General features: G+C 74.7%; 19 protein-coding genes. 3 read left to right on the top strand and 16 right to left on the bottom strand.

Annotated features, from left to right (window positions below; translation table 11 throughout):
- The first annotated feature begins 194 nt into the window (after nt 1–194).
- Complete coding sequence (locus tag KPL59_RS21145) at nt 195–1,085, top strand: HAD family phosphatase (protein ID WP_075309978.1); 891 nt, start codon at nt 195–197, stop codon at nt 1,083–1,085.
- A gap of 13 nt (nt 1,086–1,098) precedes the next feature.
- Here the strand turns inward: KPL59_RS21145 and KPL59_RS21140 are convergent, their stop codons facing one another.
- The 15 genes from KPL59_RS21140 to ddaH form a co-directional block, all read right to left on the bottom strand.
- Nucleotides 1,099–1,497, bottom strand: a complete 399-nt coding sequence (locus KPL59_RS21140; RefSeq protein WP_226361769.1) for a DUF5313 family protein — start codon at nt 1,495–1,497, stop codon at nt 1,099–1,101.
- Entirely contained in the window at nt 1,494–2,459 is a 966-nt protein-coding gene (locus KPL59_RS21135; protein WP_374111663.1) for a lysophospholipid acyltransferase family protein, read from the bottom strand. The genes KPL59_RS21140 and KPL59_RS21135 overlap by 4 nt, the downstream gene beginning before the upstream one ends.
- Before the next feature lie 77 nt (nt 2,460–2,536).
- Nucleotides 2,537–3,583 carry an NAD-dependent epimerase/dehydratase family protein gene (locus KPL59_RS21130; RefSeq protein ID WP_226361767.1) on the bottom strand — a complete coding sequence of 349 codons (1,047 nt, stop codon included), beginning with the start codon at nt 3,581–3,583 and terminating at the stop codon, nt 2,537–2,539.
- A 175-nt stretch (nt 3,584–3,758) separates the two neighbouring features.
- The gene (locus KPL59_RS21125; RefSeq protein ID WP_010241351.1) at nt 3,759–3,860 is read right to left on the bottom strand and encodes a 30S ribosomal protein bS22; all 102 of its coding nucleotides are present in this window, start codon (nt 3,858–3,860) and stop codon (nt 3,759–3,761) included.
- A 210-nt stretch (nt 3,861–4,070) separates the two neighbouring features.
- A complete protein-coding gene (locus tag KPL59_RS21120; protein ID WP_020625776.1) occupies nt 4,071–4,283 on the bottom strand; it encodes a helix-turn-helix domain-containing protein in 213 nt (70 codons plus the stop codon).
- Between the two features lie 185 nt (nt 4,284–4,468).
- Nucleotides 4,469–5,269 (bottom strand): pyrroline-5-carboxylate reductase, encoded by an 801-nt coding sequence (gene proC, locus KPL59_RS21115; RefSeq protein WP_226361766.1) that lies wholly within the window; start codon nt 5,267–5,269, stop codon nt 4,469–4,471.
- A gap of 20 nt (nt 5,270–5,289) precedes the next feature.
- Nucleotides 5,290–6,135, bottom strand: a complete 846-nt coding sequence (locus KPL59_RS21110) for a thioesterase family protein (protein ID WP_075333922.1) — start codon at nt 6,133–6,135, stop codon at nt 5,290–5,292.
- 9 nt (nt 6,136–6,144) lie between these two features.
- Nucleotides 6,145–7,029: a sugar phosphate isomerase/epimerase gene (locus KPL59_RS21105; RefSeq protein ID WP_226353598.1), complete on the bottom strand. Its 885-nt coding sequence runs from the start codon at nt 7,027–7,029 to the stop codon at nt 6,145–6,147.
- Between the two features lie 2 nt (nt 7,030–7,031).
- A complete protein-coding gene (locus KPL59_RS21100; RefSeq protein ID WP_226361765.1) occupies nt 7,032–8,609 on the bottom strand; it encodes a hypothetical protein in 1,578 nt (525 codons plus the stop codon).
- The gene (locus KPL59_RS21095) at nt 8,609–9,616 is read right to left on the bottom strand and encodes a Ppx/GppA phosphatase family protein (RefSeq protein WP_226361764.1); all 1,008 of its coding nucleotides are present in this window, start codon (nt 9,614–9,616) and stop codon (nt 8,609–8,611) included. The genes KPL59_RS21100 and KPL59_RS21095 overlap by 1 nt, the downstream gene beginning before the upstream one ends.
- 46 nt (nt 9,617–9,662) lie before the next feature.
- A complete protein-coding gene (locus KPL59_RS21090) occupies nt 9,663–10,352 on the bottom strand; it encodes a response regulator transcription factor (RefSeq protein ID WP_226361763.1) in 690 nt (229 codons plus the stop codon).
- 1 nt (nt 10,353) lies between these two features.
- Nucleotides 10,354–11,616, bottom strand: coding sequence for a cell wall metabolism sensor histidine kinase WalK (locus KPL59_RS21085; RefSeq protein ID WP_060710437.1), 1,263 nt, complete (start codon nt 11,614–11,616; stop codon nt 10,354–10,356).
- Nucleotides 11,617–11,826: 210 nt separating this feature from the next.
- Nucleotides 11,827–12,561 carry a phosphoglyceromutase gene (locus KPL59_RS21080; protein ID WP_374111649.1) on the bottom strand — a complete coding sequence of 245 codons (735 nt, stop codon included), beginning with the start codon at nt 12,559–12,561 and terminating at the stop codon, nt 11,827–11,829.
- A gap of 17 nt (nt 12,562–12,578) precedes the next feature.
- A complete protein-coding gene (gene rocD, locus KPL59_RS21075; protein ID WP_226361762.1) occupies nt 12,579–13,799 on the bottom strand; it encodes an ornithine--oxo-acid transaminase in 1,221 nt (406 codons plus the stop codon).
- A complete protein-coding gene (gene ddaH, locus KPL59_RS21070; protein WP_374111648.1) occupies nt 13,796–14,701 on the bottom strand; it encodes a dimethylargininase in 906 nt (301 codons plus the stop codon). Before ddaH ends, rocD begins: the two co-directional genes overlap by 4 nt.
- 8 nt (nt 14,702–14,709) lie before the next feature.
- Between ddaH and KPL59_RS37070 the strand changes: the two genes are divergently transcribed.
- Both KPL59_RS37070 and KPL59_RS21060 read left to right on the top strand, forming a co-directional pair.
- Nucleotides 14,710–15,150, top strand: coding sequence for an Lrp/AsnC family transcriptional regulator (locus KPL59_RS37070; protein ID WP_308187927.1), 441 nt, complete (start codon nt 14,710–14,712; stop codon nt 15,148–15,150).
- A gap of 63 nt (nt 15,151–15,213) precedes the next feature.
- Nucleotides 15,214–15,726, top strand: coding sequence for a VOC family protein (locus KPL59_RS21060; protein ID WP_075312749.1), 513 nt, complete (start codon nt 15,214–15,216; stop codon nt 15,724–15,726).
- Nucleotides 15,727–15,834: 108 nt separating this feature from the next.
- Here the strand turns inward: KPL59_RS21060 and KPL59_RS21055 are convergent, their stop codons facing one another.
- The gene (locus KPL59_RS21055) at nt 15,835–16,599 is read right to left on the bottom strand and encodes a GntR family transcriptional regulator (protein ID WP_060710434.1); all 765 of its coding nucleotides are present in this window, start codon (nt 16,597–16,599) and stop codon (nt 15,835–15,837) included.
- Nucleotides 16,600–16,625 lie beyond the last annotated feature (26 nt).

The raw sequence follows: 16,625 nt of genomic DNA, 5'->3' as shown, positions 1-16,625 counted from the left end.
TACCGGAGGCCGGGCCCGCTCCCGCGTTCCGGCAGTAGGCTGGGGCCGCGCCCCGATCCCCTCGGGACGCGAGACGCCGTCGCACCAGGAAGGCCGCCGTGGTGAGTGATCCCGGGTCCGTCCCCCCTCTCGACCAGAGCGGGACCCGCGAGTCTCACCCGCCCATCGACACCGGGCTCTCCGAGGAGCCGGGGGTGCTGGAGCGGGCGACCGCACTCGACTCCGCGCAGCGGGCGGGGCAGGCCTCCGCCGCCGCGGCCGTCGCCGCCGAGGCCGACGACCACCCCGACGGCCCGGAGGGCGGGGACGGCGCACCGCCGGACCTCACCGCCGCCGCGTTCTTCGACTGCGACAACACGATGATGGTCGGCGCGTCGATCTTCCACTTCGCCCGTGGGCTGGCCGCGCGCAAGTTCTTCACCACCTCCGACCTGGCCGGGTTCGCCTGGCAGCAGATCAAGTTCCGGGTCGGCGGCCGGGAGGACAAGGGCGGCATCGCGGGGCACCGCGACACCGCGCTGTCGTTCGTCGCGGGCCGTCCGGTCGACGAGGTCGTCGCGCTCGGCGAGGAGATCTACGACGAGCTGATGTCGGACCGGATCTGGGCCGGGACCCGGGCGCTGGCCCAGATGCACCTCGACGCCGGCCAGCGGGTGTGGCTGGTCACCGCGACGCCGATCGAGCTGGCCCGCATCATCGCGCGGCGGCTCGGGCTGACCGGGGCGCTGGGCACCGTCGCGGAGTCCGTCGACGGGCTCTACACCGGGCGGCTGGTCGGCGAGATCCTGCACGGTCCGGCGAAGGCGCACGCGGTCCGCGCGCTGGCCGCGTCGGAGGGTCTGGACCTGCGTCGCTGCACCGCGTACTCGGACTCGGTGAACGACGTCCCGATGCTCTCGGCGGTCGGCACCGCGGTCGCGGTGAACCCGGACTCGGAGCTGCGCGACGTCGCGAAGGCCCGCAACTGGCAGATCCGCGACTTCCGGACCGGCCGCAAGGCCGCCAGGATCGGGGTGCCCTCGGTGCTCGGCGCCGGCGCCGTCGCCGGTGCGGTCGCGGCCGGGATGGCCTACCGCAAGCGCTGACCCGCCCGGCCGCTCAGGGCGGCGGGGCCCCGCGATAGCGCTCGGCGTAGCGGCGGGTGGCCTCGGCCCGCTCGTCGGCGGTGGCCTCCAGCCGCGTCGCGCGGGCGGTGCCCGCGGGGTAGCCGGCCTTCACCACCCGGTGCTCGACGGACTCCTCCATCACGAACAGCGCGTACTGCAGCGACACCAGCCAGCCGAGCAGCAGGGCGCTGAGCCGCAGCCACAGCGGGCCGGGGATCACCAGGGCCAGCGGCACCGACAGCAGCGTCAGCACCGCCGCGGTGCGCGCGAAGTGGCGCAGGTGCCAGGTCCGGCAGGTCGTGTCGTGCAGCACCCACTCGCGGTACCGCGGGGGCAGCCGCCCGCCGGCGGCGTACCACAGCCACCGCAGCGGGTCCGGCCGTCGGATCATCCCAGGAACACGTTGCGGCGCTGGGACAGCAACCGGTACAGCGTGTGCTGGATCGTCTCCCGGACCTGGTCGGTCAGGTTGAACACGAGCATCGGGTCGTCGGCGTCGGACGGCGCGTGGTCGTCGGTGCGGATCGGCTCGCCGAACTCGATGTACCACTTCGACGGCAGCGGGATCAGCCCCGCCGGGCCGAGCAGCGGGAAGATCGGCGTGACCGGGAAGTACGGCGCGCCGAACAGCCGGGCCAGCGGCGCCAGGTCACCGATCTTGGGGTAGATCTCCTCGGCGCCGACGATCGAGCACGGGATGATCGGGACCCCGGTCCGCAACGCGGCGGAGACGAACCCGCCGCGGCCGAACCGCTGCAGCTTGTAGCGGTCCCGGAACGGCTTGCCGATGCCCTTGAACCCCTCGGGGAACACCCCGACGAGCTCGCCGGAGGTCATGAGCCGCTCGGCGTCGGGGTTGCAGGCCAGCGTCGCGCCGGCCTTGCGGGCCAGCGAGCCGGACACCGGCATGGTGAACATGAGGTCGGCGCCGAGCAGCCGCAGGTGCCGGTGCGACGGGTGGTCGTCGTGCACCGCGACGGTGGTCATGACCGCGTCGAGCGGCAGCGTCCCGGAGTGGTTGGCGACGATCAGCGCGCCACCGGTCTCGGGGATGTGGTGGGTGCCGATGGTCTCGACCCGGAACCAGCGCTTGTAGAGCGGGCGCAGGGCGGGCAGCACCATCGCGTCGGTGAGCTCGCGGTCGAAGCCGAACTCGTCGATCGGGTAGTCGCCCGCGAGCCTGCGGCGCAGGAACTCCAGGACCTGCTCCAGCGCGGCCTCCCAGGCCGGGCCCTCGGTCTCCTCGGGCTCGGCCGCGGAGGGGACCGGCGCGGGTCGTGACGGCTCCTCCGCCCGCGCAGGCCGGGCAGGCCCCCGGTTGCCCCGGATCGGGATCACCCGCGCCTCGGCCATGCCGTCGCCCTTCCTCGTGCCACCGCGGCCGCCCGGCCGTCCCTGCTCGTGTGCCCGCATGCCGCCGTCCCGGCCCGTCACCGCAGCGCCCGGGCCAGGCCGAGCACGCCCCGTTCGATGGAGGCGATCCGCTCCGGGCCGAGGACCGGCGCCAGCGCCTTGCCGCGCACGAAGTCGTCGAACGCCTGGGTGGTGGTCCACCGTGGTTCGAAGCCGAAGTCGTTGATCAGCCGGGTGAGGTCCACGACCCGGCCGAAGTTGAGGAAGCGCATCTGCTCCGGGGAGAAGTCCACGACGCGCGCGCCCCGCAGCACCCGGCTGACCGGCCCGACCGCACCGCTCGGCACCGGGACGGCGATCTTGCCTGCGCGGCGGATGGCCTGGGACAGCATCAGCACCCCGTGCGCGGCGACGTTGAACACGCCCGGCAGCTCGTGGGTGGCGGCACGCTCCAGCACGGCGAGGCCGTCCTCCTCGTGCATCAGCTGGATCCGTGCGTCGTAGCCCAGCACGGTGGGGACGACCGGCAGCGCGAAGTAGCGCGACAGCACGGTGTCCATCCGCGGGCCGATGAAGTTGGCGAACCGCAGGACCGTGGTGGTGACGTCCGGGCGGCGACGGCTGAACCCGCGCAGGTAGCCCTCGATCTCGGCGGCGTCCTTGGCGTACCCGCCCGACGGCAGGTCCTTGGCCCCGATGGCCTCGTCGAACACGGCGGGGTCGCGCGGGCTGGAGCCGTAGACCGCGGTCGTCGACTTGAGCACGACACGGCGGACACTCGGCGCCTTCTGGCACGCGGCGAGGAGCTGCATCGTGCCGATGACGTTCATCTCCTTCATCGTCGCGCGGCCGCCCGACGATGCGGGGCTGGCCGAGAGCGACGCGTGCACGACCGTGTCGACGGCTCCCGAGGAGATGACCTTCGCGATGAGCGGGTTGCGGATGTCGGCGCGCACGAACTCGGCGCGGCCCATCCGCTTCAGCAGGTCCCGGGGCGGCGGGACGGTGTCGACACCGAGCACCCGGTCGATGGACGGGTCGGCCGCCAGCCGGGCCGCGAGGTGCCCGCCGAGGAAGCCGCTGACCCCGGTGACCAGCACGACGTTCGGGGTCGGCCGGTCCATGGGCGCTCCGTTCACCGGGGGCTGACGCGAGATCGTCCGATCGTAGACCCGCCCCGTCACACCGGGCAGGTACGCGGACACGTGAGGTGCGCGACGCGTCCGACCGGGGTACGGACCGCCACAACGACACCGGCCGCGCACCCGCCGGAGGGCGGGCACGCGGCCGGTGCGCGAGTCACTTGCCGAGCTTGCGGCGCTGCACCCGGGTCTTGCGCAGCAGCTTGCGGTGCTTCTTCTTCGACATCCGCTTGCGGCGCTTCTTGATGACCGAGCCCATGTGGGTGCTCCTCCTGTGTCGACGCAGATCGTCAGCGACCGCTCCACCGGGTGACCTCGGAGTGGGCCGCCCGCACGACCCGTGCACGTGGACACGAGGCGCGGGCCGGGCGACGCCCGCCGGAGCGGGCGACGACGCGATGCGACCGGTGGGGGTCGGCAGCCGGTTCACCAGTCTACCCGGGCGTACCGGCCGTCACCCCACCGGGGATCAGCCCGCGTCGAAGTAGGCGTTGCGCAGGTAGTCCTCGACCGCGCGCTGCGGCACACGGAACGAGCGACCGACCCGCGCAGCCGGCAGCTCGCCCGAGTGGACGAGCCGGTACACGGTCATCTTGGAGACGCGCATCATCGACGCGACCTCGGCCACCGTCAGGAACTGGACCTGGGACGACCGCAGGGGCTCGGGTCGTTCCGCCGCCATGGGGCACCGCCTTCCTCCCCCGAGAGGGGTTCCCCGGTTCGCCCGGTGGTGGGGGATGCAGGTGCAGTCTACCGGGGCGGATGTGACGATCGGTCCGCCAGAGGCGGGCTCGATCGTGCTACGGCACGGCGCGTCCGAGTGACTTTGCGTCATACGATGCGCTGAACGAGGTACCGCTGGGCCGGTCAGCCGCGACCGAGCGCCACCGAGCGGTCGTACGCTGCGGTGACCGCGTCGGCCAGTGCTGTGCGCAGCCCGTGCCGCTCCAGCTCGCGCAGGGCGGCGGCCGTGGTCCCGGCGGGCGAGGTGACGTTCTCCCGCAGCACCGCGGGGTGCTCGCCGGTCTCGCGCAGCATCCGCGCGGCGCCGAGCGCGGTCTGCACGGTCAGCTCGGTCGCGTCCGGGCGGGTCAGGCCCAGCCGGACCCCGGCCTCGATCATCGCCTCGGCGACGAGGAAGAAGTACGCGGGCCCGGAGCCGGACAGGGCGGTCGCGGCGTCCTGTTTCGCCTCGTCCAGGCGCAGCACCGCGCCGACGGTGGACAGCAGCGTCTCGGTCTCGTCGAGGTGCGCGGGGGTCGCGTGCGCGCCCGGGGAGATCGCGCACATCGCCGCGCCCAGCAGCATCGGGGTGTTCGGCATGACCCGCACGACCGGCGTGCCCTCGGGCAGGGCGCCCTCGAACAGCGAGGTCGGCAGGCCCGCGCACAGCGACACGACGAGCGCGCCAGGCTCCAGCACTCCGGCGACCTCGCCGAGCAGCGTGACGACGTCCTGCGGCTTGACCGCGACGACCACCGTCCCGGCCCCGCGCACCGCCTCGTCGACCGGGGCCGCGGTCACCCCCAGCGACGCGGTCAGCTCCTGCGCCCGGGCCGGGAACCGCTCGGCCACCACCAGGTCACCGGCGTCCCGCCCGGCCGCCAGCAGCCCGCCGAGCAGCGCCTCGCCGATCCGTCCCCCACCCAGTACCGCGATCCTCGTCATGGGAGGAGCGTAGGAACCCCTCAGCCGGCCTGTGGGGCCAGGGCGAGCTGGCGGGCCTGGCAGACGGTACGGCCGTGCGCGTCGACGACGGTGACGTCCTCGTCGAACTGCGCGCTCGACACCCCACCACCGGCGGACGGGCTCGCCACGGCGCCGGAGCGGGACTCGACCCGCAGCCAGCCCGGAGCCGGGCGGGCCCGCAGCAGCGCGGTGAGCTGCACCGTCGGCGCCCAGCCGAGGGAGCCGCCGAGGTTGAACACCGTCGGGGGCAGGATGTCGCCGGACATCAGCGCGAACAGCACGTCGGGCTCCTCCCCGCGCGGGCGGACCCAGCCGGCCATCTCCGGCGGCCCGGTCTCGCCGCGCAGGAACGGCAGGGCACCGCGCGGGTAGCGCAGCTCGCAGGCGGCGGCGAGGCCGCGCGCGCCCCCCTCGGCCGAGGCCGGGTCGAGCGCGTCCGGGTCCGGTTCGACGGCGAGCGCGGAGCCGTCGTCCAGGCGCGGGGCGTCGGTCGGGAGCACACCCGCGGTGACCGTGGAGTGCAGCATGAGCCGGCCCTGCTGGTGCAGGCGGACGGCGACCGTGGACACCGTCCGCCCGATCTTGAGCGGGTCGGTCGTGATCTCGACCGGCCCCAGGTCCGGCGCGCGCAGGAAGTCCACGGCGACGGCCAGCGGGTCGGGTGCGGGTGCCTCGTCGGCCGCGAGGCGGGCCAGCCCGGACTTGGCCATGAGCACCATCAGCAGGCCGCCGAACGCCTTGTCCCCGATCGCCCAGGTCCCGTCGAGCCGGGCGCGGAACCGGCCGTCACCGAGGTGCTCGATGTCGTGCGCGTCGGCGAACGGCCGGACCGTCGTACTGCTCATGCCGGCATGTTACCCACGGGTAGGAGCGATGGCGGACATCGTCGGCGTGAGGTGCAGCCGGGCGAACAGCAGCGACTCGGCGAGCAGCCCGGTGCGTTCCTGGCGGGTGCGGCAGCGCCGGGTCGACACCTCCAGCACGACGGTGCCGCCGTCCGCGGCGAACCGGGAGTCGGCCAGGCGCTCGCACACCTCGGCGCACGGCTGCGTCCCGCGGCCGGGGACCAGGTGCTCGTCGCGCGGGGCTCCGGAGCCGTCGGTGAGGTGCAGGTGGGTGAGCCGGTCGCCCATCCGCTCGGCGAGGTCGAGCGCGTCGACCCCGGCCGCGGCGGTGTGCGACAGGTCCAGGGTGTACGCGCCGAACCCGATCTCCGTCGGGTCGTGGCCCAGCGCGTAGGGCACGGTGCTGATCGCGCCGCGGGTCACCGGGAACATGTTCTCCACCGGCAGCGTGACGTCGTGGACCTCGTGGGCGCGGGCGACCTCGTCGGCGAAGACCCCGGCGTAGCGGCGCTGCCAGCGGAACGGCGGGTGCACCACCACGGTGCGCGCGCCCAGCCGGGCGGCGACCTCGACGGTGCGCCGCAGCCGGTGCACCGGGTCGGCGCCCCAGACCCGCTGGGTGACGGCCAGACAGGGCGCGTGCACCGCGAGGATCGGCACCCCGTGTCGGTGGGCGAGACGCTCGACCGCTCGCGGGTCCTGGCTGACCGGGTCGGTCCAGATCATGAGCTCGACGCCGTCGTAGCCCAGCTCGGCGGCGATCTCGAACCCGGCGGCGACGCCCTCCGGGTAGACCGAGGCCGTGGACAGCGCGACGGGTGCCGACCCGGTCGGGTGGGCGACGGGCGGGCGCGACGGTGTCACGAAACGTGGAGTCGTCGCGCCGTCGCTCATCGTTACCGGTCCAGCAACACCAGGATCGCCGGGGACACGGTCAGCAGCAGTCCGACGAGCACCGCGAACAACGTGGTCTTCAGGTCGTCGTTGCGCAGCAGGGCCCGCACGCCGAGCACCAGCCCGACGGTCAGCACGACCGCGAGCGACAGCGCGACGATCGGCAGCGAGGTCCACAGGAAGCGGAACAGCACCCAGATCGCCGCACCGGCGACGGCGCCGCCGATCCACTGGGCGATGACGACCGCCCAGGCCTGGCCGGTCCCGGCCGCACCGGCCGGGGCCTCGTCGTCGAGGCCCGCGGGCGGCTGCGCACCGCTGTCGGTGACGCCGTCGCGGCGCCCGGAGCGGCGGCGCGGGGGCTCGTCGTCCTCGACCGCGCCGGCGGCGAGCTCACCGTGGTCCTCGTAGTCGTCGTAGTTCTCGTGGTCGGCGTAGTCGGTGTAGTCGTCGTGGTCGCGGTCGTCCTGGGGGCGCTCGGGGGCCAGCACACCGGTGCGACCGCCGTCGGCGGAGCCGGGCCCGTCGTCGTATCCGGCGGGGCCGTGCCGGCCGTCGTAGCGGGGGTCGGCGTCGTAGCCCCGGTCCCGGTCGTCGTAGCCCTGGTCCCGGTCCTGATAGCCCTGCCGGACGTCGTAGCCCCGGTCGTCGTAGCCCTGCTGGTCGCCGTAGCCCTGCCGGTCGTCGTAGTCGTCGGCGAACGGGTCGTAGGCGCCGGTGGGCGGGCCCGCGTCGGCCGGACGCGCACGTCCGGTGGGGCCGTCGTGCTCGTCGTCCAGCGGCGGGGCGCCGAACTGGGTGGGCGGGCCACCGTCGTCGTCGGCCGTGGGGGTCGGGCGGCGGGCGCCGAGCCGGCTGGTCGGGATCTCGTCGGCGACGCCGTCGGCGGTGCCGGGCGGGGGGCCGTACGGACCGGACGGGCGCGGGGCGTCGCCGCGGGGTCCCCAGTCCTGGGTGGCGGGGCCGTCGTCGCGGCCGTAGGGGCGACCGTTCGGCGGGCCCTGCGGCTCGGGGGCGAACGGACGGGCCTGCGTGGCCGGTCCGGGGCCCGCGGCCCACTGCCCGGGGGGCGGGCCCTGTGGCCTGCGGGGCGGGGCGCCGCCGAAGGCCGCGGCCCCGTTCGGGCCGCTGCCGTTCGGGCCGCTGCCGTTCGGGCCGCTGCCGTTCACGGCGCTCCCGTGCGGGGCGCCGCCGTTCGGAGTGCCACCGTGGGCGGCACCGCCGTTCGGCGCGTTGCCGTTCGGCACGAACGGCTCCGGCGCGCGCCCGGTCGAGCCCTCGGAGGGGTCGGGGCGGCGCGCGGGCGGGAACGAGGGGTGGTCGAGGGGCGGCGGACCGTCGCCGCCGCGCGGGGCGAACCCGCCCGCGCCCTCGGGCGGACGGACACGGTCGGCGGCCGCCGGGCGTCGCGGCGGGGCGGCCACGTCGGTCCGCGCGGGTGCCGCGGACGACGGGGCGCCGGGGCCCTCGTCGTCCTCCGCGGCGCGACGACGGCGGCGTCGTCCGGGCTGCTGGCCGCCGTTGGCGGCCAGGAGCTCCGCGACCGTCCGCTGGCGAGGCTCTCCGCTGTCCACACTCATCACGACCACCGTGCCCTGTGCGTTGTCAAGGGTCCAAGCCCGCCCGGGGATGTCTGCGCCGAGCGGTCGTCCCCGTTCGTCCCATCGAGCATGTCGAAGCGCCGGAGGATCACTCCCTCGCGCAACGCCCACGGACAGATCTCGAGTTCGGTCACGCCGAGGGCGTCCATCGCCGCCTGCGCGACGACCGCCCCGGCGACGAGCTGGTGCGCCCGGCTGGCGCTCACGCCGTCGAGCTCGGCGAGGTCGGGGCCCGACATCCGGGTGATGAACGCCGACAGCTGGCGCAGGCCCTGCGCGGTCAGCGTGCGGCGGGCCCCCGGCCCGGCGCTGGACGGCGCGGCGCCGGCCAGCCGGGCCAGCGTCCGGAAGGTCTTGGAGGTGCCCACGGCCCGGTCCGGGCGGCCCGCGGCACGCAGCCGTCCGGCGATGGGGGCGATCTCGTCGCGGACCCGTTCGGTCAGCGCGGCGACCTCCGCCCGCGACGGCGGGTCGGAGGTGAACGCGTCGCGGGTCAGCCGCCCCGCGCCGAGCGGCACCGACGCGGCGACGTCGGGAGTCTCGTCCCGCCCGACGGCCAGCTCCAGCGAGCCGCCGCCGATGTCGAGCACGAGCAGCCGCCCGGCCGACCAGCCGCACCAGCGGCGGACGGCGAGGAAGGTCCAGCGGGCCTCGTCCTCGCCGGGCAGGACCTCCAGCGCCACCCCGGTCTCGCGCTGCACCCGGGCGAGCACCTCGGCGGAGTTCGTCGCGTCGCGCAGCGCGGAGGTGGCGAACGCCAGGAGGTCGTCGCAGCCGGCGGCCCGCGCGGTGTCCCGGGCCCGGTGCACGCTCTCCAGCAGCGCCTTCACCCCGTCGCGGCTCAGTGCGCCCTTGCGGTCGAGGTGCTCGGCCAGACGCAGCTGGTCCTTCTCCGACGACATGGGCTTCGGATGGGCACCCCGGTGGGCGTCCACCACCAGCAGATGGACGGTGTTGGACCCCACGTCGAGAACGGCCAGGCGCACCCGGTCAGGTTACCGACCTGTTATCGGCCGTCGGGCAACCCCTGGCTCACACGTCGAACTTGTAGCCGAGCCCGCGCACCGTGACCAGGTGCTTGGGCGCCGAGGGGGCGCCCTCGACCTTGGACCGCAGCCGCTTGACGTGCACGTCGAGGGTCTTGGTGTCGCCGACGTAGTCCGCGCCCCACACCCGGTCGATCAGCTGGGCCCGGGTGAGCACCCGCCCGACGTTGCGCAGCAGGTACTCCAGCAGGTCGAACTCCTTGAGCGGGAGCGCGACCTCGTCGCCGTTGACCGACACGACGTGCCGCTCGACGTCCATCCGCACCGGGCCGGCCTCCAGGACGCCGGTGCCGCCCTCGGTCTCGCCGCCGGCCTCGCCGCCGCGGCGCAGCACCGCGCGGACGCGGGCGATGAGCTCGCGCGCCGAGTAGGGCTTGGTGACGTAGTCGTCGGCGCCGAGCTCCAGCCCGACCACCTTGTCGATCTCGCTGTCCCGGGCGGTCACCATGATCACCGGCACGGCGGAGCGGGAGCGCAGCGCCTTGCAGACGTCGGTGCCGCTCATGCCGGGCAGCATCAGGTCCAGCAGCACGATGTCGGCACCGTTGCGGTCGAACTCGCTCAGCGCGTCGTTGCCGTTGGCCGCGACGGCGGTGGTGAACCCCTCCTTGCGCAGCATGAACGCGAGCGGGTCGGCGAAGGACTCCTCGTCCTCGACGATCAGCACCCTGGTCATCTCATCCTCCGGTTCCGGCGGTCTGGGGGGAGCTGCCGACGGCAGCCTCACCGTGCGGGGCGCCGCCGATGCCCATCCGGGCGGGCAGGCGCATGGTGAAGGTCGATCCGGTGCCGGGGCGGCTCCACAGCCGCACCTCGCCACCGTGGTTGGCGCAGACGTGCTTGACGATCGCCAGGCCGAGCCCGGTGCCGCCGGTGGCCCGCGAGCGGGCCGGGTCGACCCGGAAGAAGCGCTCGAAGACCCGCTGCTGGTGCTCGGGGGCGATGCCGATGCCGCGGTCGGTCACGGCGATCTCGATCGAGCCGTCGACCGCGCGCCGGCTCACCGACACCGACGAGTCCGCCGCGGAGTAGGCGATCGCGTTCTCCAGCAGGTTCGTCAGCGCGGTGACCAGCAGCGTGCGGTCGCCGTCGACGACCAGCCCCGAGTTCTCGTCGGCGGTGATCTCGACGGCGTGCGACTCGGCGGAGTTGCGGCTGCGGGCCAGCGCCTCGGAGACGACCTCGTCGACGTCGACGGCGGCCAGCGCGGGCAGCCGTTCGGCACCGGTGAGCCGGGACAGCGCGATCAGCTCCGAGACCAGGTTGCCCATCCGGGTCGCCTCGCGCAGCAGCTTGTCGCCGAACCGGCGGACCTCGCCGACCGCGTCCGGGTCTGGCTCGCCGCCGTCGGCGCGCTCCAGGCCGTCGAGGCTGTCGAGCAGGGCCTCGGCCAGCAGCGCGACCGCGCCGACGGGGGTCTTGAGCTCGTGCGAGACGTTGGCGACGAAGTCGCGCCGGGTCGCCTCCAGCCGGGCCACCTCGGAGGTGTCAACGGCCTCGACGAGCGCGAAGCCGTCGCCGAGGGAGCGGATCCGGGCCTGCACCGCGACCGGGCCGCGGGGCGTGCGGTCCAGCGGCGAGAGGTCGACGGTGTAGTCGCCGGAGGCGAGCAGCCGGTCCCCGCCCTGCACCCTCCGGCAGGCGGCGAGCGCGCGCGGGTCGAGCCGCTCGCCGGTGACGGCGCCGAGCGCGGCGGCCCGCCGGTTGTGCAGGAGCACCTCACCCCCGGCCCCGACGACGGCGAGCCCGGAGCTCGACTGCCGGAACGTGCGGTGCAGCAGCTCGCCGAGGGTGGGGCCGTCGACGGCGACAGGGTCCGCCGGAGGGCGGCCGGTGCCGGGGCTGGTCCGGCCGTGCGACGACCGTCGCGCCAGTGCCACCCCGGCGGCGAGACCGAGGAGCAGGGCGAGGGCCGAGATCAGCCACGCGAGCGTGGTCACGGGTGCATGGTAGGCAGCCGGGGGTACCCCCTGACCAGCGCCGGACACCGGATGGTGACGCCCGCGACCCCTTCGCGCGACACTGTTCGGTCCCCGTTCACCGTGGGTTCAGCGAACCCCGTCCGGTCCCCTCGTGTCCCACGAACGGGCTCCTCGTACGAGAGGTGCGTGCGAGGGGCCCGTTCGGGTGCGAGAGAGGGGTGGGCGCGGTCAGCGCCCCTGGTTCGCCACCACGGCGATGGCCTCCTGCGCCGCGGCCGGGTCGAGGTAGCGCCCGCCCGGGTTCGTCGGCGCCAGGTCGTCGGCGAGGTCGTAGACGAGGGGGATGCCGGTGGGGATGTTGAGGCCGGCGATGTCGGCGTCGGAGATCCCGTCTAGGTACTTCACCAGCGCGCGCAGCGAGTTCCCGTGCGCGGCGAGCAGCACGACCTTCCCGTCGCGCAGGTCCGGCACCACGGCCTCGGTCCAGTACGGCAGGAACCGGTCGACGACGTCGGCCAGGCACTCGGTCAGCGGCGCGTCGACACCGGCGTAGCGCGGGTCGGCGTCCTGGGAGAACTCCGAGCCCTTCTCGATGGGCGGCGGCGGGGTGTCGTAGGAGCGGCGCCAGAGCATGAACTGCTCCTCGCCGTACTGCTCCAGGGTCTGCTTCTTGTCCTTGCCCTGCAGGGCGCCGTAGTGGCGCTCGTTGAGGCGCCAGTCGCGCCTGACCGGGATCCAGTGCCGGTCGGCGGCGTCGAGGGCGATGTTCGCGGTGGAGATGGCACGGCGCAGCAGGGAGGTGTGCACGACGTCCGGCGCGACGCCCGCCTCGGCCAGCAGCTCGCCGCCGCGGCGGGCCTCGGCCTCGCCCTGGGAGGAGAGCGGCACGTCCACCCAGCCGGTGAACAGGTTCTTCGCGTTCCAGTCGCTCTGACCGTGACGCAGCAGTACGAGGGTCGGCATGGCGGACAGCCTGCCACCTACCCGCGGGAAAGGTCTCCGAGCACGTCCCCGAACGTGTCCACCAGCACGTCGACCTCGTCGTGGGTGACCACCAGCGGCGGGGACAGCCGCACCGTCACGCCGTGGGTCTCCTTGGCCAGCACCCCGCGCCGGGCGAGCGCGACGCACACGTCGCGGCCGGTGCCGATCCGCGGGTCGACGTCGACGCCGAACCACAGCCCCACCCCGCGCACGGCGGTGATCCCGGGCAGCGCGCGCAGCCGCGTGTCCAGGTGCGCACCGAGCTCGCGGGCCCGGGCCTGGTACTCCCCCGTCGCCAGCAGTGCGCACACCGCGGACCCGACGGCGGCGGCGAGCGGGTTGCCGCCGAAGGTGGAGCCGTGCTCGCCGGGGCGCAGCACGCCCAGCACGTCGCGCCGGCCGACGACGGCGCTGACCGGCACGATCCCGCCGCCGAGCGCCTTGCCGAGGGTGTAGAGGTCGGCGCGCACCCCGGACAGGTCGGTGCACAGCGTCGCCCCGGCCCGGCCGAGCCCGGACTGGATCTCGTCGCAGACCAGCAGCACGCCCCGCCGCTCGGTGAGCTCGCGGACCGTGCGCAGGTAGCCCGGCGGCGGCACGAGGACCCCGCCCTCGCCCTGCACCGGTTCGAGCAGCACCGCGACGGTGTCGTCGGTGAGCGCCGCGGCGAGCGCGTCGGCGTCGCCGTAGGGGACGCGGTCGAAGCCGGGGGTGAACGGGCCGAAGTCGTCGCGGGCGACCGGGTCGTCGGAGAAGGACACCACCGTCGTCGTGCGGCCGTGGAAGTTCCCCGCGGCGACGACGATCCGGGCCGCCCCCGGTGCCACGCCCTTCACCCGGTAGCCCCAGGCGCGGGCGATCTTGACCGCGGACTCGACGGCCTCGGCCCCGGTGTTCATCGGCAGCACGGCCTCGGTGCCGGTCAGGGCGGCGAGGTCGCGCTGGAACCCGGGCAGGCGGTCGTTGTGGAACGCCCGCGCGGTCAGGGTCAGCGTGTCCAGCTGGGCGTGCGCGGCCGCGGTGAGCGCGGGGTGGCGGTGCCCGAAGTTGAGCGCGGAGTAGCCGGCGAGCGCGTCGAGGTAGCGGACGCCGTCGACGTCGGTGACCCAGGCGCCGTCGCCGTGGGACAGCACCACCGGCAACGGCGCGTAGTTCGCCGTGCCGAACTCCTCGGCGAGGGCGATCTGCCGGTCGGTGCCCGGGACCACGGCGGTCACGACCGCAGCTCCAGCGTGGCGCACTTGATCCCGCCACCGCCGCGGCGCAGCTCCGAGGTGTCGACGCCGACGGTGCCGAACCCGCGCTCGGCGAGGTCGGCGGCGAACTTCTCGGCCTGCGGCGCGTGGACGACGGTGCGGCCGTCGGAGAAGCAGTTCAGACCCAGCACCGACGCGTCCTCGTCGGAGACGATCACCGCGTCCGGGAAGCGGAACCGCAGCACCTCCTGGGAGGCGTCGTCGAACGCCGCCGGGAGGTAGGCGACCGCGCCCGGCCCGCCGGCCGGGTCGAGCACCGCGAACGCCGTGTCGAGGTGGTAGTAGCGCGGGTCGACGAGCTGCAGGGACAGGACCTCGCGGCCGAACACCTCCGCGGCCTCGGCGTGCGCACGCGGGTCGGTGCGGAACCCGGTGCCGGCGTAGACGGTGTCGCCGACGAGCAGCAGGTCGCCCTCGCCCTCGTTGACGTGGCGGGCCTCGTGCACGGCGAACCCTGCGGCGCGGAACCACGCGCCGTACGCGGGCCCCTCGGCGGCGCGCTCGGTGTGCCGGAACCGGGCGGTCAGCGCGGTCCCGTCGATCACGGTGCCGCCGTTGGCGGCGTAGACCATGTCCGGGTACCCGGGCAGCGGGTCGACGAGCCGGACGTCGAACCCGAGGTCCCGGTAGACCGCGTGCAGGGTCTCCCACTGGGCCAGCGCGAGCCGGGTGTCGGTCGCCTGCTCCGGACGCATCCAGGGGTTGATCCGGTAGCTCACCGTGAAGTGCTCGGGGCGGCACATCATCACAGAGGTCATGCGCACAGCATGGCGCGCACACCCCGTGCGTTTCCCGGCATACAGCGCACGATCCGTGCGTGCCGCATCGGTTCCGAGCCGGATCCGGGCGTGCCGGGCTAGCATCCGGCGTCGTGGACGGGATCGACGCGATCGACCGCAGGCTGCTGGACCTCCTGCGGGTCGACGGCCGGGCGAGCTGGGCGGACCTGGGCGGGCGGGTGGGCCTGTCGGCGTCGGCGGTGCGGCGGCGGGTGGACCGGCTGACCGCCCGCGGCGTGGTGCAGGGCTTCACCATGCAGGTGGACCCGGACGCCGAACGGACCCCGGGCGTGGCGGCCTACGTCGAGCTGTTCTGCCGCGGCACGGTCGCGCCGGCCGAGCTGCAGCGGATGCTCTCCGCGGTGCCCGAGGTCGTCACGGCGGGCACGGTGACCGGGGAGGCCGACGCACTGGTCCTGCTGCGCTCGCGCGACGTGCAGTCCCTGGAGGACGCCCTGGAACGGCTGCGACTGGCGGCGAACGTCGACCACACCCGCTCGGCCGTCGTCCTCACGTGGCTGGTCACCCGTTGAACTCGCCGGGGCACGGGCGTACCGTATGAGTTGAGAGTTCAACTTCTTTCGATGGAGACCGGGATGCCCGTCCAGCGCCTCAACCACGCCGTCCTCTACGTCCGCGACGTCGCACGCAGCGTCGACTTCTACCGCGACACGCTCGGCTTCCGCCCCGTCGTCGAGCTCCCCGGTGGCCGTGGCGCGTTCCTGCAGGCCGAGGGGTCGACCAACGACCACGACCTCGCCCTGTTCGGGATCGGCGCGCAGGCCGGGGCCTCGCAGGCGGGTCGCGGCACCGTCGGGCTCTACCACCTGGCGTGGGAGGTCGACACGCTCGGCGAGCTCGCCAGGATCGGTGAGCAGCTCCAGGCTGCCGGGGCGCTGGTCGGCGCCTCGGACCACGGCACCACCAAGGCGCTCTACGCGCGGGACCCCGACGGGCTGGAGTTCGAGGTCTGCTGGTTGGTCCCGGCCGCCCTGGTCGACGGCGCCGACGACCACGACATGCGCATCGAGCCGCTCGACCTCGCGGCCGAGATCGCCCGATACGGCGCGGACACCCGCGGCGGGATCGGCGTCTCGGTCCCCGCCTGAGGCCCTGCGGCCCGAGGCGTTCCGGTTCCGGCGTGCGGCGTTCCGATCCCGGCCCGCGGCGATCCGGTTCCGAGTGCGGTGTTCCGGCCCCGGTCCGAGGCGCCCCGGTCAGTTCGGCTCGTTGAGGTCCACCCGGTAGCCCGAGCGGGCCGAGAACTGGGCGGTGACCGAGAACCGGTCGCCGCGGACCAGGGTGTGCCGCCACTCCACGGGACGCCCGGCGGACAGGCCGAGCCGCTCGATCGACAGCGCGGCGACGCCCTCGTCGATGCCGAGCAGCTCCCGCTCGCCGCGCCCGGGCAGCACCGCCCGGATGTTCTCCATGCCCCCGTCGACACGGATCCCGCAGCGGCGCCGGTACTCGGGGTAGATGCCGGTGTGGGTGAAGTCGACGTCGAGCAGGGGCGCCGCCAGCTCCTCGGGCAACCACACCCGGTCGACGGCGAGCGGCTCGGCGTCGGCGAGCCGCAGCCGCTCCAGGTGTACCAGCGGCGTGGACTCCTCCAGTCCCAACCGGGCCGCGACCACGCCGTCCGCACGGACCTCGAAGGTCCGCACCACGCTGCGCTGGGTGCGCCCGGCCGACTCGACCGCCACGTAGAGCGAGTACGGCTCGTCGAGCGGCTGCTCGATCTCCGAGCGCACCGTCGGGCGGGCGACCCGCCCCCGCCCGGCGACGACGGCGCCGTCCTCCCGCAGCCGGCGCAGCGCCTCCCGCACCGTGTGCCTGCTGACCGCGTAGTCGGCGGCCAGCGCGAACTCGCCGGGCAGTGCCTCGTCGAACTCACCGTCGGACAGCCGGCGGCGCAGGTCCGCCAGCAGCTGCTGCCACAGCGGCATCGCGCCGTTGCGGACCAGTGCTCGCGCCGTCATCGCCCACCCCCTTCGCGCGTGATCAC

Source organism: Pseudonocardia sp. ICBG1142 (genome assembly GCF_020496255.1).
In the GTDB taxonomy this organism is placed as follows: domain Bacteria; phylum Actinomycetota; class Actinomycetes; order Mycobacteriales; family Pseudonocardiaceae; genus Pseudonocardia.
Note: the sequence above shows the minus strand (reverse complement) of the source record. Positions and strands in the feature narration are given on the sequence as shown.

What these genes read in the sequence shown, in the direction of transcription:
- KPL59_RS21100 (WP_226361765.1), bottom strand. Translation starts at nt 8,609, where the DNA reads ATGAGTGTGGACAGCGGAGAGCCTCGCCAGCGGACGGTCGCGGAGCTC.
- KPL59_RS21060 (WP_075312749.1), top strand. Translation starts at nt 15,214, where the DNA reads ATGCCCGTCCAGCGCCTCAACCACGCCGTCCTCTACGTCCGCGACGTC.
- KPL59_RS21125 (WP_010241351.1), bottom strand. Translation starts at nt 3,860, where the DNA reads ATGGGCTCGGTCATCAAGAAGCGCCGCAAGCGGATGTCGAAGAAGAAG.
- KPL59_RS21130 (WP_226361767.1), bottom strand. Translation starts at nt 3,583, where the DNA reads ATGGACCGGCCGACCCCGAACGTCGTGCTGGTCACCGGGGTCAGCGGC.
- KPL59_RS21120 (WP_020625776.1), bottom strand. Translation starts at nt 4,283, where the DNA reads ATGGCGGCGGAACGACCCGAGCCCCTGCGGTCGTCCCAGGTCCAGTTC.
- KPL59_RS21135 (WP_374111663.1), bottom strand. Translation starts at nt 2,459, where the DNA reads ATGGCCGAGGCGCGGGTGATCCCGATCCGGGGCAACCGGGGGCCTGCC.
- KPL59_RS21140 (WP_226361769.1), bottom strand. Translation starts at nt 1,497, where the DNA reads ATGATCCGACGGCCGGACCCGCTGCGGTGGCTGTGGTACGCCGCCGGC.
- KPL59_RS21090 (WP_226361763.1), bottom strand. Translation starts at nt 10,352, where the DNA reads ATGACCAGGGTGCTGATCGTCGAGGACGAGGAGTCCTTCGCCGACCCG.
- ddaH (WP_374111648.1), bottom strand. Translation starts at nt 14,701, where the DNA reads ATGCTAGCCCGGCACGCCCGGATCCGGCTCGGAACCGATGCGGCACGC.
- KPL59_RS21105 (WP_226353598.1), bottom strand. Translation starts at nt 7,029, where the DNA reads ATGAGCGACGGCGCGACGACTCCACGTTTCGTGACACCGTCGCGCCCG.
- proC (WP_226361766.1), bottom strand. Translation starts at nt 5,269, where the DNA reads ATGACGAGGATCGCGGTACTGGGTGGGGGACGGATCGGCGAGGCGCTG.
- KPL59_RS21080 (WP_374111649.1), bottom strand. Translation starts at nt 12,561, where the DNA reads ATGCCGACCCTCGTACTGCTGCGTCACGGTCAGAGCGACTGGAACGCG.
- KPL59_RS21110 (WP_075333922.1), bottom strand. Translation starts at nt 6,135, where the DNA reads ATGAGCAGTACGACGGTCCGGCCGTTCGCCGACGCGCACGACATCGAG.
- KPL59_RS21055 (WP_060710434.1), bottom strand. Translation starts at nt 16,599, where the DNA reads ATGACGGCGCGAGCACTGGTCCGCAACGGCGCGATGCCGCTGTGGCAG.